20 protein-coding genes and 1 tRNA gene are annotated in these 22,360 nt (G+C 55.8%); 15 read left to right on the forward strand and 6 right to left on the reverse strand.

What is annotated here, in order from left to right; all coding sequences use genetic code 11:
* The first annotated feature begins 128 nt into the window (after nucleotides 1–128).
* Nucleotides 129–204, forward strand: a tRNA-Trp gene (locus L6R44_RS20125).
* A 97-nt stretch (nucleotides 205–301) separates the two neighbouring features.
* On the opposite strand, the gene hdfR is transcribed toward L6R44_RS20125, so the two are convergent.
* Nucleotides 302–1,123 carry an HTH-type transcriptional regulator HdfR gene (gene hdfR, locus L6R44_RS20130; RefSeq protein WP_023309659.1) on the reverse strand — a complete coding sequence of 274 codons (822 nt, stop codon included), beginning with the start codon at nucleotides 1,121–1,123 and terminating at the stop codon, nucleotides 302–304.
* Nucleotides 1,124–1,241: 118 nt separating this feature from the next.
* Between hdfR and L6R44_RS20135 the strand changes: the two genes are divergently transcribed.
* Nucleotides 1,242–1,580, forward strand: coding sequence for a DUF413 domain-containing protein (locus L6R44_RS20135; protein ID WP_023309658.1), 339 nt, complete (start codon nucleotides 1,242–1,244; stop codon nucleotides 1,578–1,580).
* Between the two features lie 30 nt (nucleotides 1,581–1,610).
* Here the strand turns inward: L6R44_RS20135 and L6R44_RS20140 are convergent, their stop codons facing one another.
* Nucleotides 1,611–3,131 carry a YifB family Mg chelatase-like AAA ATPase gene (locus L6R44_RS20140; RefSeq protein ID WP_237425223.1) on the reverse strand — a complete coding sequence of 507 codons (1,521 nt, stop codon included), beginning with the start codon at nucleotides 3,129–3,131 and terminating at the stop codon, nucleotides 1,611–1,613.
* Between the two features lie 341 nt (nucleotides 3,132–3,472).
* On the opposite strand from L6R44_RS20140, the gene ilvL reads away from it, so the two are divergent.
* From ilvL to ilvA, 7 genes are all read left to right on the forward strand, one after another.
* Nucleotides 3,473–3,571 carry an ilv operon leader peptide gene (ilvL, locus tag L6R44_RS20145; RefSeq protein ID WP_001311244.1) on the forward strand — a complete coding sequence of 33 codons (99 nt, stop codon included), beginning with the start codon at nucleotides 3,473–3,475 and terminating at the stop codon, nucleotides 3,569–3,571.
* An 86-nt stretch (nucleotides 3,572–3,657) separates the two neighbouring features.
* Complete coding sequence (ilvX, locus tag L6R44_RS20150; RefSeq protein ID WP_166792073.1) at nucleotides 3,658–3,708, forward strand: peptide IlvX; 51 nt, start codon at nucleotides 3,658–3,660, stop codon at nucleotides 3,706–3,708.
* Between the two features lie 2 nt (nucleotides 3,709–3,710).
* Nucleotides 3,711–5,357: an acetolactate synthase 2 catalytic subunit gene (ilvG, locus tag L6R44_RS20155; RefSeq protein ID WP_237425224.1), complete on the forward strand. Its 1,647-nt coding sequence runs from the start codon at nucleotides 3,711–3,713 to the stop codon at nucleotides 5,355–5,357.
* Nucleotides 5,354–5,617 carry an acetolactate synthase 2 small subunit gene (gene ilvM, locus L6R44_RS20160; RefSeq protein ID WP_003860184.1) on the forward strand — a complete coding sequence of 88 codons (264 nt, stop codon included), beginning with the start codon at nucleotides 5,354–5,356 and terminating at the stop codon, nucleotides 5,615–5,617. The genes ilvG and ilvM overlap by 4 nt, the downstream gene beginning before the upstream one ends.
* 18 nt (nucleotides 5,618–5,635) lie before the next feature.
* Nucleotides 5,636–6,565, forward strand: a complete 930-nt coding sequence (ilvE, locus tag L6R44_RS20165; RefSeq protein ID WP_023326297.1) for a branched-chain-amino-acid transaminase — start codon at nucleotides 5,636–5,638, stop codon at nucleotides 6,563–6,565.
* A 60-nt stretch (nucleotides 6,566–6,625) separates the two neighbouring features.
* A complete protein-coding gene (gene ilvD / locus L6R44_RS20170) occupies nucleotides 6,626–8,476 on the forward strand; it encodes a dihydroxy-acid dehydratase (RefSeq protein ID WP_237425225.1) in 1,851 nt (616 codons plus the stop codon).
* Nucleotides 8,477–8,478: 2 nt separating this feature from the next.
* Nucleotides 8,479–10,023, forward strand: a complete 1,545-nt coding sequence (gene ilvA / locus L6R44_RS20175) for a threonine ammonia-lyase, biosynthetic (RefSeq protein ID WP_237425257.1) — start codon at nucleotides 8,479–8,481, stop codon at nucleotides 10,021–10,023.
* Here the strand turns inward: ilvA and ilvY are convergent.
* A complete protein-coding gene (gene ilvY / locus L6R44_RS20180) occupies nucleotides 10,020–10,910 on the reverse strand; it encodes an HTH-type transcriptional activator IlvY (protein ID WP_237425226.1) in 891 nt (296 codons plus the stop codon). The genes ilvA and ilvY overlap by 4 nt on opposite strands.
* Nucleotides 10,911–11,062: 152 nt before the next feature.
* Between ilvY and ilvC the strand changes: the two genes are divergently transcribed.
* A complete protein-coding gene (gene ilvC / locus L6R44_RS20185) occupies nucleotides 11,063–12,538 on the forward strand; it encodes a ketol-acid reductoisomerase (RefSeq protein ID WP_023333828.1) in 1,476 nt (491 codons plus the stop codon).
* A gap of 86 nt (nucleotides 12,539–12,624) precedes the next feature.
* Here ilvC and ppiC read toward each other — a convergent pair whose 3' ends face one another.
* Nucleotides 12,625–12,906, reverse strand: coding sequence for a peptidylprolyl isomerase PpiC (gene ppiC, locus L6R44_RS20190; RefSeq protein ID WP_008501570.1), 282 nt, complete (start codon nucleotides 12,904–12,906; stop codon nucleotides 12,625–12,627).
* Nucleotides 12,907–12,991: 85 nt separating this feature from the next.
* Here ppiC and rep point away from each other — a divergent pair, with 85 nt between their 5' ends.
* Nucleotides 12,992–15,016 carry a DNA helicase Rep gene (rep, locus tag L6R44_RS20195; RefSeq protein WP_237425227.1) on the forward strand — a complete coding sequence of 675 codons (2,025 nt, stop codon included), beginning with the start codon at nucleotides 12,992–12,994 and terminating at the stop codon, nucleotides 15,014–15,016.
* 55 nt (nucleotides 15,017–15,071) lie between these two features.
* On the opposite strand, the gene gppA is transcribed toward rep, so the two are convergent.
* Together gppA and rhlB are read right to left on the reverse strand one after the other, a co-directional pair.
* Nucleotides 15,072–16,556: a guanosine-5'-triphosphate,3'-diphosphate diphosphatase gene (gppA, locus tag L6R44_RS20200; protein ID WP_032644816.1), complete on the reverse strand. Its 1,485-nt coding sequence runs from the start codon at nucleotides 16,554–16,556 to the stop codon at nucleotides 15,072–15,074.
* A 6-nt stretch (nucleotides 16,557–16,562) separates the two neighbouring features.
* Nucleotides 16,563–17,831, reverse strand: a complete 1,269-nt coding sequence (gene rhlB / locus L6R44_RS20205) for an ATP-dependent RNA helicase RhlB (protein WP_032644815.1) — start codon at nucleotides 17,829–17,831, stop codon at nucleotides 16,563–16,565.
* Nucleotides 17,832–17,975: 144 nt separating this feature from the next.
* On the opposite strand from rhlB, the gene trxA reads away from it, so the two are divergent.
* The 4 genes from trxA (at nucleotide 17,976) to wzzE (ending at nucleotide 22,317) form a co-directional block, all read left to right on the forward strand.
* The gene (trxA, locus tag L6R44_RS20210; RefSeq protein ID WP_006179218.1) at nucleotides 17,976–18,305 is read left to right on the forward strand and encodes a thioredoxin TrxA; all 330 of its coding nucleotides are present in this window, start codon (nucleotides 17,976–17,978) and stop codon (nucleotides 18,303–18,305) included.
* Between the two features lie 346 nt (nucleotides 18,306–18,651).
* Nucleotides 18,652–19,911, forward strand: a complete 1,260-nt coding sequence (gene rho / locus L6R44_RS20215) for a transcription termination factor Rho (protein ID WP_008501566.1) — start codon at nucleotides 18,652–18,654, stop codon at nucleotides 19,909–19,911.
* Between the two features lie 242 nt (nucleotides 19,912–20,153).
* Nucleotides 20,154–21,257 (forward strand): UDP-N-acetylglucosamine--undecaprenyl-phosphate N-acetylglucosaminephosphotransferase, encoded by a 1,104-nt coding sequence (wecA, locus tag L6R44_RS20220; protein ID WP_032644814.1) that lies wholly within the window; start codon nucleotides 20,154–20,156, stop codon nucleotides 21,255–21,257.
* A gap of 13 nt (nucleotides 21,258–21,270) precedes the next feature.
* Entirely contained in the window at nucleotides 21,271–22,317 is a 1,047-nt protein-coding gene (wzzE, locus tag L6R44_RS20225) for an ECA polysaccharide chain length modulation protein (protein ID WP_237425228.1), read from the forward strand.
* Nucleotides 22,318–22,360: the final 43 nt, after the last annotated feature.

Genomic DNA, 22,360 nt, shown 5'->3' on the forward strand with positions numbered 1-22,360 from the left:
AGCGGTAGTTCAGTCGGTTAGAATACCTGCCTGTCACGCAGGGGGTCGCGGGTTCGAGTCCCGTCCGTTCCGCCACTTATTAAGACATTAAGCCTGCCTAACTGGCAGGCTTAATGGCAAAAAACTTTAGGGGCGTAGCTCAGTTGGTAGAGCACCGGTCTCCAAAACCGGGTGTCGCGAGTTCGAGTCTCTCCGCCCCTGCCATATATAATCCTTTGCTTCGGCAAAGGATTTTTTTTGCCTGAAATACGGCAGAAAACGTTCTTCTTAATTTCAGCCAGCATCCTTGCTGGCCGTTATATCAATCCATTACATTGATTTTTAGAAGATCTTTTATCTGCGATTGCTTATCACTGTTTTGCAGCCAAATCGCATACAGCGGCCTGGTGAGCGTGGTGGAGTCCATCACGGTGTGCAGCCCCGCTTTCGTGTCTGCCCAGCGAACAGGTAACCAGGTACAACCTTTCAGTAAGGGCAGCTGCTGACAGGCGATCTCTGCAGAGCTGGTCGTTAACTGCGGAACATCATCTGGCGCAATCAATCCCGTCTCGTGTTGCTGAAAATCCGGCCCCCATTCCAGGCGCAAATAGGTCAGGTCTGCCTTCATCATCGACGGTTCAGAAGCATAAAGCGCCAGGCCAAACTGACCCACAATCTGGCTGCTAAATTCGTCCATCTTGGGGGCTTCAGTTGTGATCAGAAGATCAAGCTGGCGCTCATGAAGTTGCTTAACCAGCGACTGCCGCTGTGCAATTCTCGCTTCGAATTGCAGATGCCCATGAGAATGATACAGCCGGGTAAGCCACTGACTTAGCATGCATTCCCACAGAGAAGCGCTGGCTCCTATCGAAAACTCATTGTGTCTCGACGTATGAGCAACCTCTTTACGTGCTGCCTGCCAGGTATTCATGAGCGTTTCTGCGTACGGCAGCAGTTTCTCACCCGCCGGCGTTAAGCGAATATTGTTGCGATGGCGGGTAAAAAGATTCACACCGAGTTGATTTTCCAGCTGTCGAATACGAAAACTGACTGCTGACTGCGTCAGGTAAAGGGCTTCAGCTGCTCGCCCAAAGTGGCGCGTTCTGCTCACTTCAAGGAAAGTTTTAAGCAATTCCGTATCCACATCTTTCTCCGCAAAATTATTTGTCGTTATGATTTAAATGTTTTGTTTTACACTCTGTCAAGCGTAACTAATACTCCGCGCCATAAATAGCTCGGCCAAAGAATTAGGAGCGTGTAGGATGGCGGAAAGCTTTACGACGACTAATCGTTTTTTCGACAATAAACATTATCCGCGCGGGTTCTCTCGTCACGGCGATTTCACCATCAAAGAAGCTCAACTGCTTGAGCGCCATGGTTATGCCTTTAACGAGCTGGATCTGGGTAAGCGTGAACCTGCTACCGAAGACGAAAAACAGTTTGTTTCTGTTTGCCGTGGTGAGCGTGAGCCGGAGTCTGAAGCGGAACGTGTATGGATCAAGTACATGGCGCGCATTAAGCGTCCAAAGCGCTTCCATACGCTGTCTGGCGGCAAGCCGCAGATGGAAGGTGCAGAAGACTACACCGAGTCTGATGACTAAAATGAAGAGAAGGGGCTACGGCCCCTTTTTTTATGCCAGTAGTTTCTGCAAATGCAGCAGCAAACGATCGATGGCGCGATAGCTCAGCGCCTCCTGCAAATGTTTTCTCTGAATGTCAGTGCATCCCTCTACGTCAGCAATGGTTCTGGCCACTTTCAGCAAACGCTGCCACGCACGTATGGACAGTCCGAACCGCGTCAACGTCTCTTCCAGCCATCCTGCATCCTCTGCGGTAAGAAAGCAAAACTGTCGGATCCCGGCATTATCCAGCCGCGCATTCAGCTTGTTCTGACGAGCGTATTGTCGCGACTGGGCAGCAATCACCCGCTCGCGCACCTCCGCCGAGCTTTCGCCCGTCATGCCCGTTTGCCTGAGGAGACCCGGCGGGGGAAGGGGGATTTCCAGGGATAAATCAAAACGGTCGAGGAACGGTCCGGATAGCTTCCCAAGATAGCGCAGCGTCTGCTCTGGCGTACAGCGGTTATGGTTGCCCTGGTAGTGACCCGTCGGGCTGGGATTCATCGCCGCGACCAGCTGAAACTGCGCGGGATAGCTTATTTTGGCGCGCGTGCGTGAGATATGTATCTCACCGGATTCAATCGGCTCCCTCAGTGCATCCAGCACGCGGCGCTCAAACTCAGGCAGCTCATCAAGAAACAGAATGCCATGGTGTGCCAGCGAGATCTCACCCGGCCCGGGGATAGACCCACCGCCGACCATTGCCGTCAGTGAAGCGCTGTGATGTGGGGAACGAAAAGGACGCCGTCGCCACTGTTTTTGCAACGACGTAGAACCGATCAGGCTGTATATGGCGGCGCTTTCCAGCGCTTCACGGTTATTGAGCGGTGGAAGCAACCCGCTCAATCTGCTTGCCAGCATGGTTTTACCCGTACCCGGTGGGCCAATTAGCAGAAGATTGTGTCCACCTGCAGCCGTAATCTCCAGCGCCCGTTTCCCTTGCTCCTGCCCCATAATCTCACGGAGATCCTCTGAAGCATCCGCGATAACATCATCACACTCCTCCGGCTCGGACAGTTCATGTCGCCCTTCCAGCCAGGCACACACTTCCTGTAAATGCCCCGCGATGAGACACCCCTTCTCGGCAATAAGACTCACTTCTGATGCGTTTTCATTGGCCACAATGATTTGCCGCCCTGCTCGTATGGCTTCCAGCGCGCCCGAGATCGCACCGGGAACGCCTCTTAACGCGCCTGTAAGCGCGAGTTCGCCAACGAACTCATACGAGCCTAGCCGTGTCGTATTAAGCTGCTCAGAAGCCGCGAGAAGGGCAATTGCGATAGGTAAATCGTATCGTCCCCCCTCTTTAGGCAGATCGGCGGGGGCAAGGTTGATAGTGATCTTCTTCGCGGGGAAGGTATAACCGCTATTTATTATTGCGCTGCGAACGCGATCCCTGGCCTCTTTTACCGTCGTTTCTGGCAACCCGACGAGCGTGAGTCCAGGTAGGCCATTACTCAAGTGAACCTCGACGGAAATCAGCGGTGCCTTCACCCCGAGCGCCGCACGCGTATAAACAACTGACAGTGACATTTTCACTACCTCCTGGTGTGACTATGCCAGCGTCATTTTTGTCTGTTTAGCGTCATTTTATGAATTTACGCTGCCTGTTCAGAGATTTTAGGGGCGCATTGAAACCATTACATAACCGTGGAAGCCTCCTCGCAGAATGTAAAAAGCGCCGTTTTGACGGTTAGAACCGCAGTAAAAAAATGAAAAATATTCATTATCTATTTTCTGTATATAAAACAACGGTTTTAAGAAAAATGATTCGCTGCCTAATCAAATCCGTCATAAATAAATCTTGTGTTTAATTTAAAAACTGTGATACCTCTTTAGGTATTCCTTCGAACAAGATGCAAAAAGAACTGAAAATGACAGCCCTTCTACGAGTGATTAGCCTGGTCGTGATTAGCGTGGTGGTGATTATTATCCCACCGTGCGGGGCTGCACTTGGACGAGGAAAGGCTTAGAAATCAAGCCTTAACGAACTAAGACCCCCGCACCGAAAGGTCCGGGGGTTTTTTTATGACTAAAAAACGTATATGAGGAGCAGAGAATGACGACTAGCACAAAATTCTGTTTCTCCCGATTTATGACGGGGAACTAACTATGAATGGGGCACAGTGGGTAGTACATGCGTTGCGCGCGCAGGGAGTCGAAACCGTATTCGGTTATCCGGGTGGCGCAATTATGCCGATTTACGATGCACTGTATGACGGCGGCGTGGAACATCTCTTGTGCCGACACGAGCAGGGTGCAGCGATGGCGGCCATTGGCTATGCCCGAGCGACCGGTAAAACCGGCGTGTGTATGGCGACGTCAGGCCCGGGCGCAACCAACCTGATTACCGGCCTGGCTGATGCGCTGCTGGACTCTGTTCCCGTTGTCGCCATCACCGGGCAGGTGGCCTCTCCATTCATCGGTACCGATGCCTTCCAGGAAGTGGACGTCCTCGGTTTATCGCTGGCCTGTACCAAACACAGCTTCCTCGTCCAGTCTCTGGAAGAGCTGCCGCGCGTGATGGCAGAAGCGTTCGACGTGGCAAGCTCAGGTCGTCCGGGGCCGGTTCTGGTCGATATCCCGAAAGATATCCAGGTGGCAGTTGGCGATCTGGAACCGTACTTCTCTACCGTTGAAAACGACAATGCGTTCCCGCACGCAGAGGTTGAAGAGGCCCGTCAGATGCTGGCGCAGGCGAAACAGCCGATGCTGTACGTCGGCGGTGGCGTAGGCATGGCGCAGGCCGTTCCCGCCCTGCGCGAATTTATCGCGGTAACGCAAATGCCCGCCACCTGCACGCTGAAAGGTCTCGGCGCTATCGAGGCGGATTATCCCTACTATCTGGGCATGCTGGGGATGCACGGCACCAAAGCGGCAAACCTGGCGGTGCAGGCATGCGATCTGCTCATCGCCGTCGGCGCCCGTTTTGACGACCGCGTCACCGGCAAGCTGAATACCTTTGCGCCGAACGCCAAAGTCATTCATATGGATATCGACCCGGCGGAGATGAACAAGCTGCGTCAGGCGTACGTTGCGCTGCAGGGCGATCTCAACGCGCTGTTGCCGGCATTGCAGCAGCCGCTGGATATCAACGCATGGCGTCAGCACACCGCAGAGATGCGCACCGAGCACGCCTGGCGCTACGATCATCCTGGGGATGCTATTTACGCGCCGCTGCTGTTGAAGCAGCTGTCCGAGCGTAAACCGGCAGATAGCGTCGTCACTACCGACGTCGGTCAGCACCAGATGTGGTCCGCACAGCACATGACCTACACCCGCCCGGAAAACTTCATCACCTCCAGCGGGTTAGGGACGATGGGCTTTGGTCTGCCGGCAGCCGTTGGCGCGCAGGTTGCCCGCCCGAACGATACCGTTATCTGTATCTCCGGTGACGGCTCCTTCATGATGAACGTCCAGGAGCTCGGCACCGTTAAGCGCAAGCAGTTGCCGCTGAAAATCGTCTTGCTCGACAACCAGCGCTTAGGGATGGTCCGCCAGTGGCAACAGCTGTTCTTCCAGGAGCGTTACAGCGAAACGACGCTCACCGATAACCCCGATTTCCTCATGCTGGCCAGCGCCTTTGGCATTCCTGGCCAGCACATCACCCGTAAAGATCAGGTTGAAGCGGCGCTCGACACCATGCTGAACAGCGATGGGCCTTACCTGCTTCATGTCTCAATCGATGAACTCGAGAACGTCTGGCCGCTGGTACCGCCAGGTGCCAGTAACTCACAAATGATGGAGAAATTATCATGATGCAGCATCAGGTCGCCGTACAGGCTCGCTTCAACCCGGAAACCTTAGAACGCGTTTTGCGCGTGGTGCGTCATCGTGGTTTTCAGATTTGCTCTATGAATATGGAGACGGCCACCGACGCGCAGAACATCAGTATCGAATTAACCGTTGCCAGCCCGCGGCCGGTCGACTTACTGTTTAGTCAGTTATCAAAGCTGGTAGACGTTGCCCATGTTGCCATCTGCCAGAGCACAACCACATCACAACAAATCCGCGCTTAAGCGTGACAGGACAAAAAAATGACGACAAAAAAAGCTGATTACATTTGGTTCAACGGTGAGATGGTTCGCTGGGAGGACGCGAAGGTCCATGTGATGTCCCACGCGCTGCACTACGGTACCTCCGTCTTTGAAGGCATCCGCTGCTACGATTCTCACAAAGGGCCAGTGGTGTTCCGCCATCGCGAACACATGCAGCGTCTGCATGACTCAGCCAAAATTTATCGTTTCCCGGTTTCCCAGAGCGTCGACGAGCTGATGGAAGCCTGTCGCGACGTGATCCGCAAGAACAACCTGACCAGCGCCTACATTCGTCCGCTGGTGTTCGTGGGTGATGTCGGTATGGGCGTGAACCCGCCAGCCGGTTACAACACCGATGTGATCATTGCCGCGTTCCCATGGGGTGCCTACCTGGGTGCAGAAGCCCTGGAGCAGGGGATCGACGCAATGGTCTCTTCCTGGAACCGCGTGGCGCCAAACACCATCCCGACCGCTGCGAAAGCGGGCGGTAACTATCTTTCCTCTCTGCTGGTCGGTAGCGAAGCGCGCCGTCACGGCTATCAGGAAGGTATCGCCCTGGACGTGAATGGCTACATCTCTGAAGGTGCGGGTGAAAACCTGTTTGAAGTGAAAGACGGCATCCTGTTCACGCCGCCATTCACCTCGTCCGCGCTGCCGGGTATCACCCGTGACGCCATCATCAAGCTGGCGAAAGATCTGGGTATCGAAGTGCGCGAGCAGGTGCTGTCCCGCGAATCCCTGTATCTGGCCGATGAAGTCTTCATGTCCGGTACCGCGGCTGAAATCACGCCGGTGCGCAGCGTAGACGGCATCCAGGTGGGTGAAGGCCGCTGTGGCCCGGTCACTAAACGCATTCAGCAAGCGTTCTTTGGCCTCTTCACCGGCGAAACAGAAGATAAATACGGCTGGTTGGATCAGGTTAATCACTAAATATAAATTTGGGACGGCACGCACCGTCCCATTACATAGTCAGACGGGAGTCAATAAAGCATGCCTAAGTATCGTTCAGCCACCACCACTCACGGCCGTAACATGGCGGGTGCCCGCGCACTGTGGCGCGCCACCGGGATGACCGACGCCGATTTCGGCAAACCGATTATCGCCGTGGTGAACTCCTTCACCCAGTTCGTACCGGGCCACGTACACCTGCGCGATCTCGGCAAGCTGGTTGCCGAGCAAATCGAAGCCTCCGGCGGCGTGGCGAAAGAGTTCAACACCATTGCGGTGGATGACGGTATCGCAATGGGCCACGGGGGCATGCTCTATTCACTGCCGTCGCGCGAGCTGATCGCCGACTCGGTGGAGTACATGGTCAACGCCCACTGCGCCGATGCGATGGTCTGTATCTCCAACTGCGATAAAATCACCCCGGGGATGCTGATGGCCTCCCTGCGCCTGAATATTCCGGTGATCTTCGTCTCCGGTGGTCCGATGGAAGCGGGGAAAACCAAGCTCTCCGACAAAATCATCAAGCTCGACCTGGTCGATGCGATGATCCAGGGCGCGGATCCGAAAGTCTCTGACGAGCAGAGTGACCAGGTGGAACGCTCCGCGTGTCCGACCTGCGGCTCCTGTTCCGGGATGTTCACGGCGAACTCCATGAACTGCCTGACCGAAGCGCTGGGCCTGTCGCAGCCGGGCAACGGTTCCCTGCTGGCGACCCACGCCGACCGCAAGCAGCTGTTCCTCAACGCCGGCAAGCGCATCGTTGAGCTGACCAAGCGCTACTACGAGCAGGACGACGCCAGCGCGCTGCCGCGCAGCATCGCCAGCAAAGCGGCGTTCGAAAACGCCATGACGCTGGATATCGCCATGGGCGGTTCGACCAACACCGTTCTGCACCTGCTGGCCGCCGCGCAGGAAGCCGAAATCGATTTCACCATGAGCGACATCGACAGGCTGTCCCGCAAGGTGCCGCAGCTGTGTAAAGTCGCGCCAAGTACCCAGAAGTATCACATGGAAGACGTGCATCGTGCCGGTGGTGTCATCGGTATTCTCGGCGAGCTGGATCGCGCCGGGCTGCTGAACCGTGACGTGAAAAACGTGCTCGGCCTGACGCTGCCGGAGTCGCTGGACCAGTACGACGTCATGCTGACCAAAGACGACGCGGTGAAAAAGATGTTCCGCGCCGGCCCGGCAGGTATTCGTACCACCCAGGCGTTCTCGCAGGACTGTCGCTGGGACACGCTGGACGATGACCGCGCCGAAGGCTGCATCCGCTCGCTGGAGCACGCCTACAGCAAAGACGGCGGTCTGGCCGTTCTGTACGGTAACTTTGCGGAAAACGGCTGTATCGTGAAAACCGCTGGCGTGGACGACAGCATTCTGAAATTCACCGGTCCGGCGAAAGTGTACGAAAGCCAGGACGACGCGGTAGAGGCGATTCTCGGTGGCAAAGTGGTGGAAGGCGACGTGGTTGTCATTCGCTATGAAGGTCCAAAAGGCGGCCCGGGCATGCAGGAGATGCTCTACCCAACCACCTTCCTGAAGTCCATGGGGCTCGGCAAAGCCTGTGCGCTGATCACCGACGGCCGTTTCTCCGGCGGTACGTCAGGCCTCTCCATCGGTCACGTCTCGCCGGAAGCGGCAAGCGGCGGCAACATCGCCATCATCGAAGATGGCGACCTGATCGAAATCGATATTCCGAACCGCGGCATTCAGCTCAAGCTGAGCGACCAGGAAATTGCGGCCCGTCGCGAGGCGCAGGAAGCCCGCGGTGACAAAGCCTGGACGCCGAAAGACCGCCAGCGTGAAGTCTCTTTCGCCCTGCGCGCCTACGCGAGCCTTGCCACCAGTGCAGATAAAGGTGCGGTGCGCGATAAATCGAAACTTGGGGGCTAATGATGGCCGAGTCACAACCCTTATCCGCCGCCCCCGAGGGGGCGGAATATCTGAGAGCGGTGCTGCGCGCGCCGGTCTATGAAGCGGCGCAGGTCACGCCGCTGCAGAAAATGGAAAAGCTCTCGTCGCGCCTCGATAACGTCATTCTGGTGAAGCGCGAAGACCGCCAGCCGGTGCACAGCTTTAAGCTGCGCGGCGCCTACGCGATGATGGCCGGACTGACCGAGGAACAAAAAGCGCGCGGCGTCATTACCGCGTCGGCGGGTAACCACGCCCAGGGCGTGGCGTTCTCCTCGGCGCGTCTGGGGCTGAAAGCGCTGATCGTGATGCCGGTGGCTACCGCAGACATCAAAGTTGACGCGGTGCGCGGTTTCGGCGGCGAAGTGTTGCTCCACGGCGCTAACTTTGACGAAGCCAAAGCCAAAGCGATCGAGCTGGCGCAGCAGCAGGGCTTCACCTGGGTGCCGCCGTTCGATCACCCGATGGTGATTGCCGGTCAGGGCACGCTGGCGCTGGAACTGCTGCAGCAGGATGCCCATCTCGACCGCGTCTTCGTCCCGGTGGGCGGCGGCGGGCTGGCGGCGGGCGTGGCGGTGCTGATCAAACAGCTGATGCCGCAGATCAAAGTCATCGCCGTGGAAGCGGAAGACTCTGCCTGCCTGAAAGCGGCGCTGGATGCCGGACATCCGGTGGATCTGCCGCGCGTTGGGCTGTTTGCCGAAGGCGTGGCGGTAAAACGCATCGGGGATGAAACCTTCCGTCTCTGCCAGGAATATCTCGACGATATCGTCACGGTGGATAGCGACGCGATCTGCGCGGCGATGAAAGATCTGTTCGAAGACGTGCGTGCGGTGGCGGAACCCTCCGGCGCGCTGGCCCTGGCGGGAATGAAAAAATACATCGCCCAGCACAACATTCGCGGCGAGCGTCTGGCGCACGTGCTTTCCGGTGCCAACGTGAACTTCCACGGCCTGCGCTACGTGTCCGAGCGCTGCGAGCTGGGGGAACAGCGTGAAGCGTTGCTGGCGGTGACCATTCCGGAGGAGAAGGGCAGCTTCCTGAAGTTTTGCCAGCTGCTGGGCGGTCGTTCGGTGACGGAGTTTAACTACCGCTTTGCCGATGCCAAAGACGCCTGCATTTTTGTCGGCGTGCGTCTGAGCCGCGGGCTGGAAGAGCGTAAGGAGATCCTGAACCTCCTGCACGAAGGTGGCTACAGCGTGGTCGATCTCTCTGACGATGAGATGGCGAAGCTGCACGTGCGCTACATGGTCGGCGGGCGTCCCTCTAAGCCGCTTAAGGAACGTCTGTTCAGCTTTGAGTTCCCGGAGTCACCGGGCGCGCTGCTCAAGTTCCTGCACACGCTGGGCACGCACTGGAACATCTCCCTGTTCCACTACCGCAGCCATGGTACCGACTACGGCCGCGTGCTGGCGGCGTTCGAACTGGGCGAGCACGAGCCGGATTTCGAAACGCGGCTGAACGAGCTGGGCTATGAGTGTCACGACGAAACCCATAACCCGGCCTTCAGGTTCTTCCTGGCAGGTTAGTGGTTCGGCAATATCGTCCAGAACGCGTCAATAAGCGGCTCATGCAGCCGCTTTTTTTGTGCGCACACGCCAAGTTCGAACGGCGTTTTCTCATCGCTGCGATCCAGAATCATTACGCGATTGCGCACCGGCTCCGGGCTGTTTTCCAGCACCACCTCCGGCAGCAGCGCCACGCCGCAGCCGAGCGCCACCATCGACACCATCGCCTCATGGCCGCTGACCGTGGCGTAAATCGACGGGTTGCTGATTTTCTGGCGGCGGAACCATAGCTCGATACGACGGCGCACCGGCCCCTGATCGGCCATGATAAACGGCACCGTGGACCAGTCCGGTTTTTCCACCGACACCTGGTTACGCACCGGGCAGGGCAGCGCCGGGGCGATCAGCACCACCGCCAGGTTCTCCAGCATTGAGAACGCTACCGCGCCCGGCAGCGTTTCGGGTTTCCCGGCAATGGCGAGATCCGCTTCGCCCGTCACCACTTTTTCCATCGCGTCAGCGGCGTCGCCGGTGGTGAGCTTAATTTCAACCGACGGATGCGCGGCGCGGAAGCGGTCGAGGATGGGCGGCAGATGGCTATAGGCGGCGGTCACGGAGCAGAAAATATGCAGCTCACCGGAAAGCGACGGCCCCTGCTGGTCAATTGAGTGCCGCAGCTGCTGGTACTGCAACAGCGTCTGCTGGGCAAAAATGCGCAGTTCTTCGCCCGCTTCCGTGAGGGTGACGGTGCGGTTGTCGCGCACGAACAGCGGCTGGCCGAGGTCTTCCTCAAGGCGCTGGATCTGGCGTGAAAGCGTGGAGGGGCTAACGTGCATCGCCCGGGCGCTGCGGCCAAAATGACGGCTTTCCGCCAGGTGAAGAAACATTTTCAGATCGCGTAAATCCACCGATTTCACTCCCTCTTTTTACATTGCAAAAATTGCAACATGACGTTGTGAATATATCAATTTCCGCAATAAATTTCCTGTTGTAATGTGGGTACATTCTCGCTGAAACGCGAACCGAACAATAAGACACACAACATCACGAGGTATCACCCATGGCTAACTACTTTAATACACTGAACTTGCGCCAGCAGCTGGCGCAACTGGGCAAATGCCGCTTCATGGCGCGCGATGAATTTGCCGATGGCGCGAGCTACCTTCAGGGTAAAAAAGTGGTCATCGTCGGCTGTGGCGCACAGGGTCTGAACCAGGGCCTGAACATGCGTGACTCCGGTCTGGATATCTCCTACGCCTTGCGTAAAGAAGCGATTGCCGAGAAGCGTGCTTCCTGGCGCAAAGCGACCGAAAACGGCTTCAAAGTGGGTACCTACGAAGAGCTGATCCCGCAGGCGGATCTGGTGGTTAACCTGACCCCGGACAAGCAGCACTCAGACGTTGTGCGTTCCGTACAGCCGCTGATGAAAGACGGCGCGGCGCTGGGTTACTCCCACGGCTTCAACATCGTTGAAGTGGGCGAGCAGATCCGTAAAGACATCACCGTGGTGATGGTAGCGCCGAAGTGCCCGGGTACCGAAGTTCGCGAAGAGTACAAGCGTGGCTTCGGCGTGCCGACCCTGATCGCGGTTCACCCTGAAAACGATCCGAAAGGCGAAGGCATGGCGATTGCCAAAGCATGGGCTGCGGCGACCGGCGGCCACCGCGCGGGCGTTCTGGAATCTTCCTTCGTCGCTGAAGTGAAATCCGACCTGATGGGCGAGCAAACCATTCTTTGCGGCATGCTGCAGGCGGGCTCCCTGCTGTGCTTCGACAAGCTGGTGGAAGAGGGCACCGACCCGGCCTACGCGGAAAAACTGATTCAGTTCGGCTGGGAAACCATCACCGAAGCGCTGAAGCAGGGCGGTATTACGCTGATGATGGACCGTCTGTCTAACCCGGCAAAACTGCGTGCTTACGCGCTGTCTGAACAGCTGAAAACCATCATGGCACCGCTGTTCCAGAAACACATGGACGACATCATCTCCGGCGAGTTCTCTTCCGGGATGATGGCGGACTGGGCGAACGACGATAAAAACCTGCTGACCTGGCGTGAAGAGACCGGTAAAACCGCGTTCGAAACCGCGCCACAGTATGAAGGCAAAATCGGCGAGCAGGAGTACTTCGATAAAGGCGTCCTGATGATCGCGATGGTGAAAGCAGGCGTTGAGCTGGCGTTCGAAACCATGGTGGATTCCGGCATCATCGAAGAGTCCGCGTACTACGAATCACTGCACGAGCTGCCGCTGATCGCGAACACCATCGCCCGTAAGCGTCTGTACGAAATGAACGTGGTTATCTCGGATACCGCAGAATACGGTAACTACCTGTTCTCTTACGCCTGCGTGCCGCTGCTGAAAGAATTTATGACCACCCTGCAGACGGGCGATCTGGGCAAAGCGATTGCGGAAGGCGCGGTGGATAACGCGCAGCTGCGCGATGTGAACGAAGCGATTCGTAGCCACCAGATCGAGAAAGTGGGTCACAAACTGCGTGGCTACATGACCGATATGAAGCGTATCGCAGTAGCAGGTTAATCGGTCTGTCGGGTGGCGCTTCGCTTACCCGACCTACAAAACCGTAAGATGTAGGCCGGGTAAGGCGCAGCCGCCACCCGGCTTTTTTATTTGCGATACAGTACTTTAATCACGTGGTAGCCGAACTGCGTGTGCAGCGGGCCGGTTGGCTCCAGCACCGGGCAGGAGAAGACCACTTTATCGAATGCCGGCACCATCTGGCCCTGGCGGAACTCACCTAAATCACCGCCGCGTTTGCCTGACGGACAAATAGAGTGTTTCTTCGCCAGCTTGCCGAAGTCGGCGCCGTTTTTGATCTGCTCCAGAAGATCCAGAGCCAGTTTCTCTTCTTTAACAAGAATATGCAGTGCTGCTGCTGTTTTTGCCATGATCGTGCCTTGAGTGGTATGGATTAGGCTCGCTATACTATCACGCTGTTATTCTCCCCTCCTGACTTTCATTGAGCGATCACTTATGCGTCTAAACCCCGGACAACAACAAGCCGTCGAATTTGTCACTGGACCCTGTCTGGTGCTGGCGGGCGCGGGATCCGGTAAAACGCGCGTGATCACCAACAAGATTGCCCACCTGATCCGCGGCTGCGGCTATCAGGCGCGGCACATTGCGGCGGTCACCTTTACCAACAAAGCGGCGCGCGAGATGAAAGAGCGCGTCGGTCAGACGCTGGGCCGTAAAGAGGCGCGCGGGCTGATGATCTCCACCTTCCACACGCTTGGGCTGGATATCATTAAGCGCGAGTATGCCGCGCTGGGAATGAAGTCCAACTTCTCCCTCTTCGATGACACCGACCAGGTGGCGCTGCTCAAAGAGCTCACCGAGGGGCTGATCGAAGATGACAAGGTGCTGCTTCAGCAGCTGATCTCGACGATCTCGAACTGGAAGAACGATCTGATGACCCCGGCTCAGGCCGCGGCGATCGCCAAAGGGGAACGGGATCGCATCTTCGCCCACTGTTATGGCCTGTACGACGCGCACATGAAAGCGTGCAACGTGCTGGACTTCGACGACCTGATCCTGCTGCCGACGCTGCTTTTACAGCGCAATGAAGAAGTGCGCGAGCGCTGGCAGAATAAAATTCGCTACCTGCTGGTGGATGAATATCAGGACACCAACACCAGCCAGTACGAGCTGGTAAAGCTGCTGGTGGGCCAGCGCGCGCGTTTCACCGTGGTAGGCGATGACGACCAGTCAATTTACTCCTGGCGCGGCGCGCGTCCGCAAAACCTGGTGCTGCTGAGCAAAGACTTCCCGGCGCTGCAGGTGATTAAGCTGGAGCAGAACTACCGCTCCTCCGGGCGTATCCTGAAGGCGGCCAACATCCTGATTGCCAATAACCCGCACGTGTTTGAGAAGCGTCTCTTCTCCGAGCTGGGCTACGGCACAGAGCTGAAAGTGCTCAGCGCCAACAATGAAGAACATGAAGCGGAGCGCGTCACGGGCGAACTCATCGCCCATCACTTCGTCAACAAAACCGAATATAAGGATTACGCGATCCTTTATCGCGGCAACCACCAGTCCCGCGTCTTTGAAAAGATGCTGATGCAGAACCGCATTCCGTACAAAATCTCGGGCGGTACGTCGTTCTTCTCACGGCCTGAAATTAAAGATCTGCTGGCCTACCTGCGCGTGCTCACTAACCCGGATGACGACAGCGCGTTTCTGCGCATCGTGAATACGCCGAAGCGCGAGATTGGCCCGGCGACGCTGCAAAAGCTGGGCGAGTGGGCGATGACCCGCAATAAAAGCCTGTTTACCGCCAGCTTTGATATGGGCCTGAGCCAGACGCTGACGGGGCGCGGATACGATAATCTCACCCGCTTCACCCACTGGCTTGGCGACGTGCAGCGTCTCGCAGAGCGTGAGCCGGTGGCGGCGGTGCGCGATCTTATCCACGGTATTGATTACGAATCCTGGCTATACGAAACGTCCGCCAGCCCGAAAGCGGCTGAGATGCGGATGAAAAACGTTAACCAGCTCTTTAGCTGGATGACCGAAATGCTGGAAGGCTCGGAAATCGACGAGCCGATGACCCTGACCCAGGTGGTCACCCGCTTCACCCTGCGCGACATGATGGAGCGCGGCGAGAGCGAAGAAGAGGCCGATCAGGTGCAGCTGATGACGCTGCATGCGTCGAAAGGTCTGGAGTTCCCGTATGTGTATCTGGTCGGCATGGAAGAGGGTTTATTGCCGCACCAGAGCAGCATTGATGAAGACAACGTCGACGAGGAGCGCCGCCTGGCCTACGTGGGGATCACCCGCGCGCAGAAAGAGCTGACGTTCACGCTGTGCAAAGAGCGCCGCCAGTACGGTGAGCTGGTCCGCCCGGAGCCGAGCCGTTTTCTGCTGGAACTGCCGCAGGATGACCTGATTTGGGAACAAGAGCGCAAAGTGATTACCGCGGAAGAGCGGATGCACAAGGGCCAGGCTAACGTGGCGAATATCCGCGCCATGCTGGCAAAAGCCAAAGAGAAAGGATGAGTCCGAAAGGCTTGTAGGCCGGGTAAGCATAGGCCACCCGGCATTTTTCACGATCTTATTTCACTTCCAGCACCCAGTGCACATAGCTCTGCCACTGGCACTCCTGCTCGATCATCTCTGCCCCTAACGGGTGACGATCGATCCAGTTCTCCGGCAGCGTCAGCGAAAGCGTCTCGTCATTCGCTACCAGATTAATGGCAGGCAGCAGATCGTCGCGGCGACGGCTGGCAAACAGAATCGCCAGACGCAGCAGGCGGCACAGATGCTCGGCCACGCGCGGCGGTACGGCGTTTTGCTGATGCAGAGAGGAGAGGTCGACGGCATTGGTCTGGTTCAGCAGCAGCGTTGCCAGCAATTTTTTCTGCGCGGGCGTATAGCCCGGCAGATCGAGATTCCGTACCAGATACGCTGCATGCGCCGGTGCCTGCTTAAAATCTATGCTTAACCCCACTTCGTGTAGCGCGCAGGCGCTCAGCAGCAGATCCCGGCTCAGATTATCAAGATCCCAGACGTTAGCGACCCGATCGGCGAAACGTGACGCCAGCTGCGATACGCGCCCTGCCTGATCGATATCAACCAGAAAACGACGCTGCACGTTGCGCAGGGTACGGCTGCGGATATCCTGATCGACCGCCAGATGCAGCATCCCGTAGACCAGACCCTCGCGCAGCGCGCCGCCGGCCAGGGTCATACACTGGATATTCAGCTCGGTGAAAATGGCGATAAGGATAGCCAGCCCGCTCGGGAAGACCAGGGCGCGCTCCAGCGTCAGGCCTTCAATTTCCAGCTCTTCCAGGCGTCCGCACTGAATAGCGCGCTGTTTTAGCTGCTGAAGTTTGGCAAGCGTGATCCGCTCGTCCATTCCCTGCGCCATCATGATTTCCTGCAGAGCCTGCACGGTACCCGAGGCGCCCACGCAGACCTTCCAGCCGTGATAGCGCAGCTCGTCCATCACCGGGCGCAACACGTCGCGCGCGGCGTTTTCCGCCTCGTCGAAGTTTTCTTTACCCAGATTACGATCGGTAAAATAGCGCTCAAGCCAGGTCACGCAGCCCATCGACAGGCTGAAGAGCGACGTTGCCTGCGCGCCGGTGCCGGTCACAAGCTCGGTACTGGCACCGCCGATATCCACCACCAGGCGGCGATCGTCACCCCCCGTGGTGTGTGCAACGCCCTGATAAATCAGGCGAGCTTCTTCTTCACCGCTGATAACCTGTACCGGACAACCCAGAATTTCCTGCGCTTTGGCAATAAAATCCACGGCGTTAACCGCCAGGCGGAGCGTGGCTGTAGCCACCACGGTGATTTGGGCATGAGGGATATCCTGCAGACGCTCGGCAAAGAGTCGCAGACACTGCCAGCCACGTTCCATGGCTTCAGGTGAGAGGTGATTGTCGCTGCTCAGGCCCGCCGCGAGGCGGACCTTACGCTTGATGCGCGTCAGCGTTTGTATGCTTCCCGCCACCTCGCGCACAACCAGCATATGAAAACTATTCGAACCGAGATCAATTGCCGCATAAAGCGAGGTGGAGCTGAGCATATTTTTTTAACCTGAACGACGACGATTACGCGGTGCGCCGCCTGAACGACGCGGACCATTGCCGGAGCGTGGGCGGGTTAGACGCTTAGGCGGCGGCAGTTCGCTTAACAGCGCTTCCGGATTATATTTGCTCTGCGGGATAGAGTGACCGATATAGGTCTCGATGGCTGGAAGATTCAGCGCATACTCTTCACACGCAAGGCTAATTGAGTGACCGCTTGCGCCCGCACGACCGGTACGACCGATACGGTGTACGTAGTCTTCGCAGTCGTCTGGCAGATCGTAGTTAAAGACGTGCGTCACGGCTGGAATGTGTAAACCACGTGCCGCCACGTCGGTTGCGACCAGAATATCAAGATCGCCACGGGTAAATTCGTCAAGGATGCGCAGGCGTTTTTTCTGCGCTACGTCGCCGGTCAGCAGGCCAACACGGTGACCGTCCGCAGCCAGATGGCCCCAGATGTCCTCACAGCGGTGTTTGGTGTTTGCGAAGATAATGGCGCGGTCCGGCCACTCTTCTTCGATCAGCGTTTGCAGCAGACGCATTTTCTCTTCATTAGAAGGATAGAAGAGCTCTTCCTTAATGCGGTGACCCGTTTTCTGCTCAGGCTCCACTTCCACATATTCGGCGTTGTTCATCTGTTCAAACGCCAGTTCACGCACGCGATAAGAGAGGGTGGCAGAGAACAGCATATTCAGACGCTGATTGGCCGGCGGCATGCGGCGGAAAAGCCAGCGGATATCTTTAATGAAGCCCAGATCGTACATACGGTCGGCTTCATCAAGCACCACAACCTGGATTGCGCCGAGGTTGATGTGGTTCTGTTTGGCGTAATCGATAAGACGGCCGGTGGTACCGATCAGGATATCCACGCCGCTTTCCAGCACTTTCAGCTGCTTATCGTAGCCGTCACCGCCATAGGCCAGGCCAAGCTTGAGACCAGTAGCCTGTGCCAGGGGTTCAGCGTCTGCGTGGATCTGTACCGCCAGTTCTCGCGTCGGGGCCATAATGAGCGCGCGCGGCTGGTTAACTTTGCGGTCTGCAATCGCTGGGTGAGAAAGTAAATAATGAAACGTTGACGTCAAAAACGCCATCGTTTTGCCGGTACCGGTTTGCGCCTGCCCTGCAACATCGCGACCGGCCAGCGTCAGCGGCAGCGCGAGGGCCTGAATGGGCGTGCAGTTATGAAACCCTTTAGTTTCAAGGGCTTCGATCACTTTTGGGTGCAGGGCGAAGTCGGAAAACTTCTGTTCTGTTAAATGTGTTTTGCTCATAGTGTGGTAGAATATCAGCTTACTATTGCTTTACGAAAGCGTATCCGGTGAAATAAAGTCAACCTTTAGTTGGTTAATGCGACATCAACACGTCGTTGGTGGAGACAAAACCAACGTACCAGGCTTATTCCTGTGGAGTTATATATGAGCGATAAAATTATTCACCTGACTGACGACAGTTTTGACACGGACGTACTTAAGGCTGACGGGCTGATCCTCGTCGATTTCTGGGCTGAATGGTGTGGTCCTTGCAAAATGATCGCCCCGATTCTGGATGAGATCGCTGACGAATATCAGGGCAAACTGACCGTTGCCAAGCTGAACATCGACCAGAACCCGGGCACCGCACCAAAATACGGTATCCGTGGCATCCCGACCCTGCTGCTGTTCAAAAACGGCGAAGTGGCAGCGACCAAAGTGGGCGCGCTGTCCAAAGGTCAACTGAAAGAGTTCCTGGACGCTAACCTGGCGTAAGGTTTCTCCGCTGCGCGTTCAGAGCTCCCGGCTAAATGATGTGGAACTCTGGACGCCCGGCTGAAGTCGTGCTAAGTTAGCTATGACTTCGTTTTAAACATATCTTGTTGTTTGAATCTTGTTTTACCCGATACTTCCCGTTGTTGACATGAACAGTGCGTGAAGTGGCTAAATTCCGGGCTTGTCACTCAAATCCGTCTTGTCGTTTCAGTTCTGCGTTCTTTCCCTGTGACCAGACAGCGAACAGACATGAGTTGATGGCCGCTAAACAGGCATGGATGACCCTGCCATACCATTCACAACATTAAGTTCGAGAATCACCCCGAGTTTAAGAACCCACACCATTATGAATCTTACCGAATTAAAGAATACGCCGGTTTCTGAGCTGATCACTCTCGGCGAAAATATGGGGCTGGAAAACCAGGCTCGTATGCGCAAGCAGGACATCATTTTCGCCATCCTGAAGCAGCACGCTAAGAGTGGCGAAGATATCTTTGGCGACGGTGTGCTGGAGATATTGCAAGACGGATTTGGTTTCCTCCGCTCTGCAGACAGCTCCTACCTCGCCGGCCCTGACGACATCTACGTATCCCCTAGCCAAATCCGCCGTTTCAACCTCCGCACTGGTGACACCATTTCAGGTAAGATTCGTCCTCCTAAAGAGGGTGAACGCTACTTTGCGCTGTTGAAAGTCAACGAAGTTAACTTCGACAAACCTGAAAACTCGCGTAATAAGATCCTCTTTGAGAACTTAACGCCGCTGCACGCGAACTCTCGCCTGCGCATGGAGCGTGGTAACGGTTCGACCGAAGACTTAACGGCGCGCGTTCTGGATCTGGCATCACCTATTGGTCGCGGCCAGCGTGGTCTGATTGTGGCGCCGCCAAAAGCGGGTAAAACCATGCTGCTGCAGAACATCGCGCAGAGCATCGCCTATAATCACCCAGACTGCGTACTGATGGTGCTGCTGATTGACGAACGTCCGGAAGAAGTGACCGAGATGCAGCGTCTGGTTAAAGGTGAAGTGGTTGCTTCAACCTTCGACGAGCCAGCCTCTCGCCACGTTCAGGTTGCGGAAATGGTCATCGAGAAGGCGAAACGCCTGGTTGAGCACAAGAAAGACGTGATCATCCTGCTTGACTCCATTACCCGTCTGGCGCGCGCCTACAACACCGTGGTTCCGGCGTCCGGTAAAGTGCTGACCGGTGGTGTGGATGCTAACGCCCTGCACCGTCCGAAACGCTTCTTCGGTGCCGCGCGTAACGTGGAAGAGGGCGGCAGCCTGACCATTATCGCGACGGCGCTGATCGATACCGGTTCAAAAATGGACGAAGTGATTTACGAAGAATTTAAAGGTACAGGTAACATGGAACTGCATCTTTCTCGTAAGATCGCTGAAAAACGCGTCTTCCCGGCTATCGACTACAACCGTTCCGGTACCCGTAAAGAAGAGCTGCTCACCACGCAGGAAGAGCTGCAGAAAATGTGGATCCTGCGCAAAATCATCCATCCAATGGGTGAAATTGACGCGATGGAGTTCCTCATTAACAAACTGGCGATGACCAAAACCAACGACGATTTCTTCGACATGATGAAGCGCTCGTAACGCAAATAAAGCCAGCGAACGCCACGTTTTTACGTGGCGTTTTTCTTTTATGGATTATACGCTAGTACCCTGTACTCCCAATTTTTGACTGGGCGGTGCGACAATAAGATAATTCGCACAGTAAAAACATTAATAGCTTGAATAATAAACAAATGGAACTGTAAGAGGTTTGCTTTATAACTTCAGGCTCAGCGCCTTGATGGTTATACTTCCTTGACTAACATTTGTTGAGAACATCCATTGTGAACCTACTTGATACGTTTGCTGAACTAACCAGTATTTTCTTATTTACCACCTGCTTTTTGTTTTTGGCACGTAAGGTGGCGAAATATCTGGGGTTAGTGGATAAACCCAACTTTCGTAAACGTCATCAAGGCATGATCCCTCTGGTCGGTGGCATTTCTGTTTTCGCGGGGATCTGCTTCACGTTTGCTATCGCGGATTACTATATTCCGCATGCCAGGCTGTATCTGACCTGCGCGACGGTACTGGTGGTGGTTGGCGCTCTTGATGACCGTTATGATATTAGCGTCAAAATCCGCGCCTTCGTTCAGGCTGCTGTGGCGATCGCTATGATGGTTTTCGCTAAACTGCACTTGAGCAGCCTTGGCTATATTTTTGGCTCCTGGGAGATGGAACTCGGTCCGTTCGGTTACTTCCTGACGCTATTTGCCGTGTGGGTCGCGATCAACGCGTTCAACATGGTTGACGGTATTGATGGTTTGCTGGGAGGCTTGTCCTGCGTCTCGTTTGCCGCAATAGGTTTCATTTTATGGTTCGATGGGCAATATAGCCTTGCTATGTGGTGTTTTGCCATGATTGCGGCCATCCTGCCTTATATCTTGTTAAACCTCGGCGCATTGGGACGGCGCTATAAGGTATTCATGGGTGATGCGGGTAGCACCCTTATCGGCTTTACTATCATTTGGATCTTGCTGGAAACCACTCAGGGTGATGTTCATCCTGTTAGCCCGGTGACGGCATTATGGATTATCGCTATCCCGTTAATGGATATGGTTGCGATTATGTATCGCCGCCTGCGTAAAGGGATGAGTCCTTTCTCTGCTGACCGCCAGCACATTCATCACTTGATCATGCGAGCCGGGTTCACTTCCAGACAGGCATTTGTGCTTATTACGCTGGCGGCTGCTATTCTGGCGGGGATTGGCGTGACGGCGGAATATACACATTTTGTGCCTGAATGGGCTATGTTGGTATTGTTCTTGCTAGCTTTTTCTCTCTATGGCTACTGCATCAAGCGCGCATGGAAAGTAGCACGCTTCATTAAACGTATTAAGCGCAGGATGCGTCGTAACAGTGGCAAACATACAACATTAACTAAGTAAAACCGGGACTATGATGACTCAACCGTTGGCGGGAGCGAAATCAGTGGTAACTGAGAATGAACTGGATATTCGGGGTTTGTTTCGCGTGTTATGGGCAGGCAAACTTTGGATTGCGGGGATCGCGCTGGGGTTTGCGCTCCTGGCGCTGGCTTATACCTTCTTTGCAAAGCAAGAGTGGAGCGCCACGGCAATCACGGATAAACCAACGGTTAACATGCTCGGGGGATATTATTCCCAGCAGCAATTCCTGCGAAACCTGGATATTAAAGCCAGTCTTGCCACACCTGACCAGGCTTCCGTTATGGATGAAGCCTATAAAGAGTTTGTGATGCAGCTGGCTTCGTGGGATACCCGCCGCGATTTCTGGTCCCAGACTGACTACTTCAAGCAGCGCCGGGTGGATAACACCAAAGCCGATGCCGCCCTGCTGGACGATCTGATTAACAATATTCAGTTTATGCCGGGCGACGCGCTGCGTAACGTGAATGACAGCGTCAAGCTGATTGCAGAAACCGCGCCTGACGCCAACAACCTGCTGCGCCAGTACGTCGCGTTTGCCAGCCAGCGTGCCGCAAGCCATCTTAACGAAGAGCTTAAAGGCGCCTGGGCGGCCCGCAACATTCAGATGAAAGCGCAGGTGAAACGTCAGGAAGAGGTGGCGAATACCATTTTCGGTCGTCGCGTGCATAACGTTGAGCAGGCGCTGAAAATTGCGGAACAGCACAATATTTCCCGTACGGAGACGGACGTGCCGGCTGATGAGCTGCCTGATTCTGAAATGTTCCTGCTTGGTCGCCCTATGCTGCAGGCGCGCCTGGAAAACCTGAAGGCCGTTGGGCCTGATTTTGACCTCGACTACGATCAAAATCGCGCGATGCTTAATACGCTCAATGTCGGTCCATCCCTGGACCCGCGTTTTCAGACCTATCGTTATTTGCGAACGCCTGAAGAACCTGTAAAACGCGACAGTCCGCGCCGCGCATTCCTGATGATCATGTGGGGGATTGTGGGGGCACTCGTTGGTGCTGGCGTGGCGTTAACGCGTCGTCGTACAAACTAAGAACGCCGTTTACGATGAAGGCATAGCCTTCATCGTCTAATCG

Origin of the sequence: Enterobacter cloacae complex sp. ECC445, from assembly GCF_021892025.1 — a bacterium.
Taxonomy (GTDB): Bacteria; Pseudomonadota; Gammaproteobacteria; order Enterobacterales; family Enterobacteriaceae; genus Enterobacter; species Enterobacter chengduensis.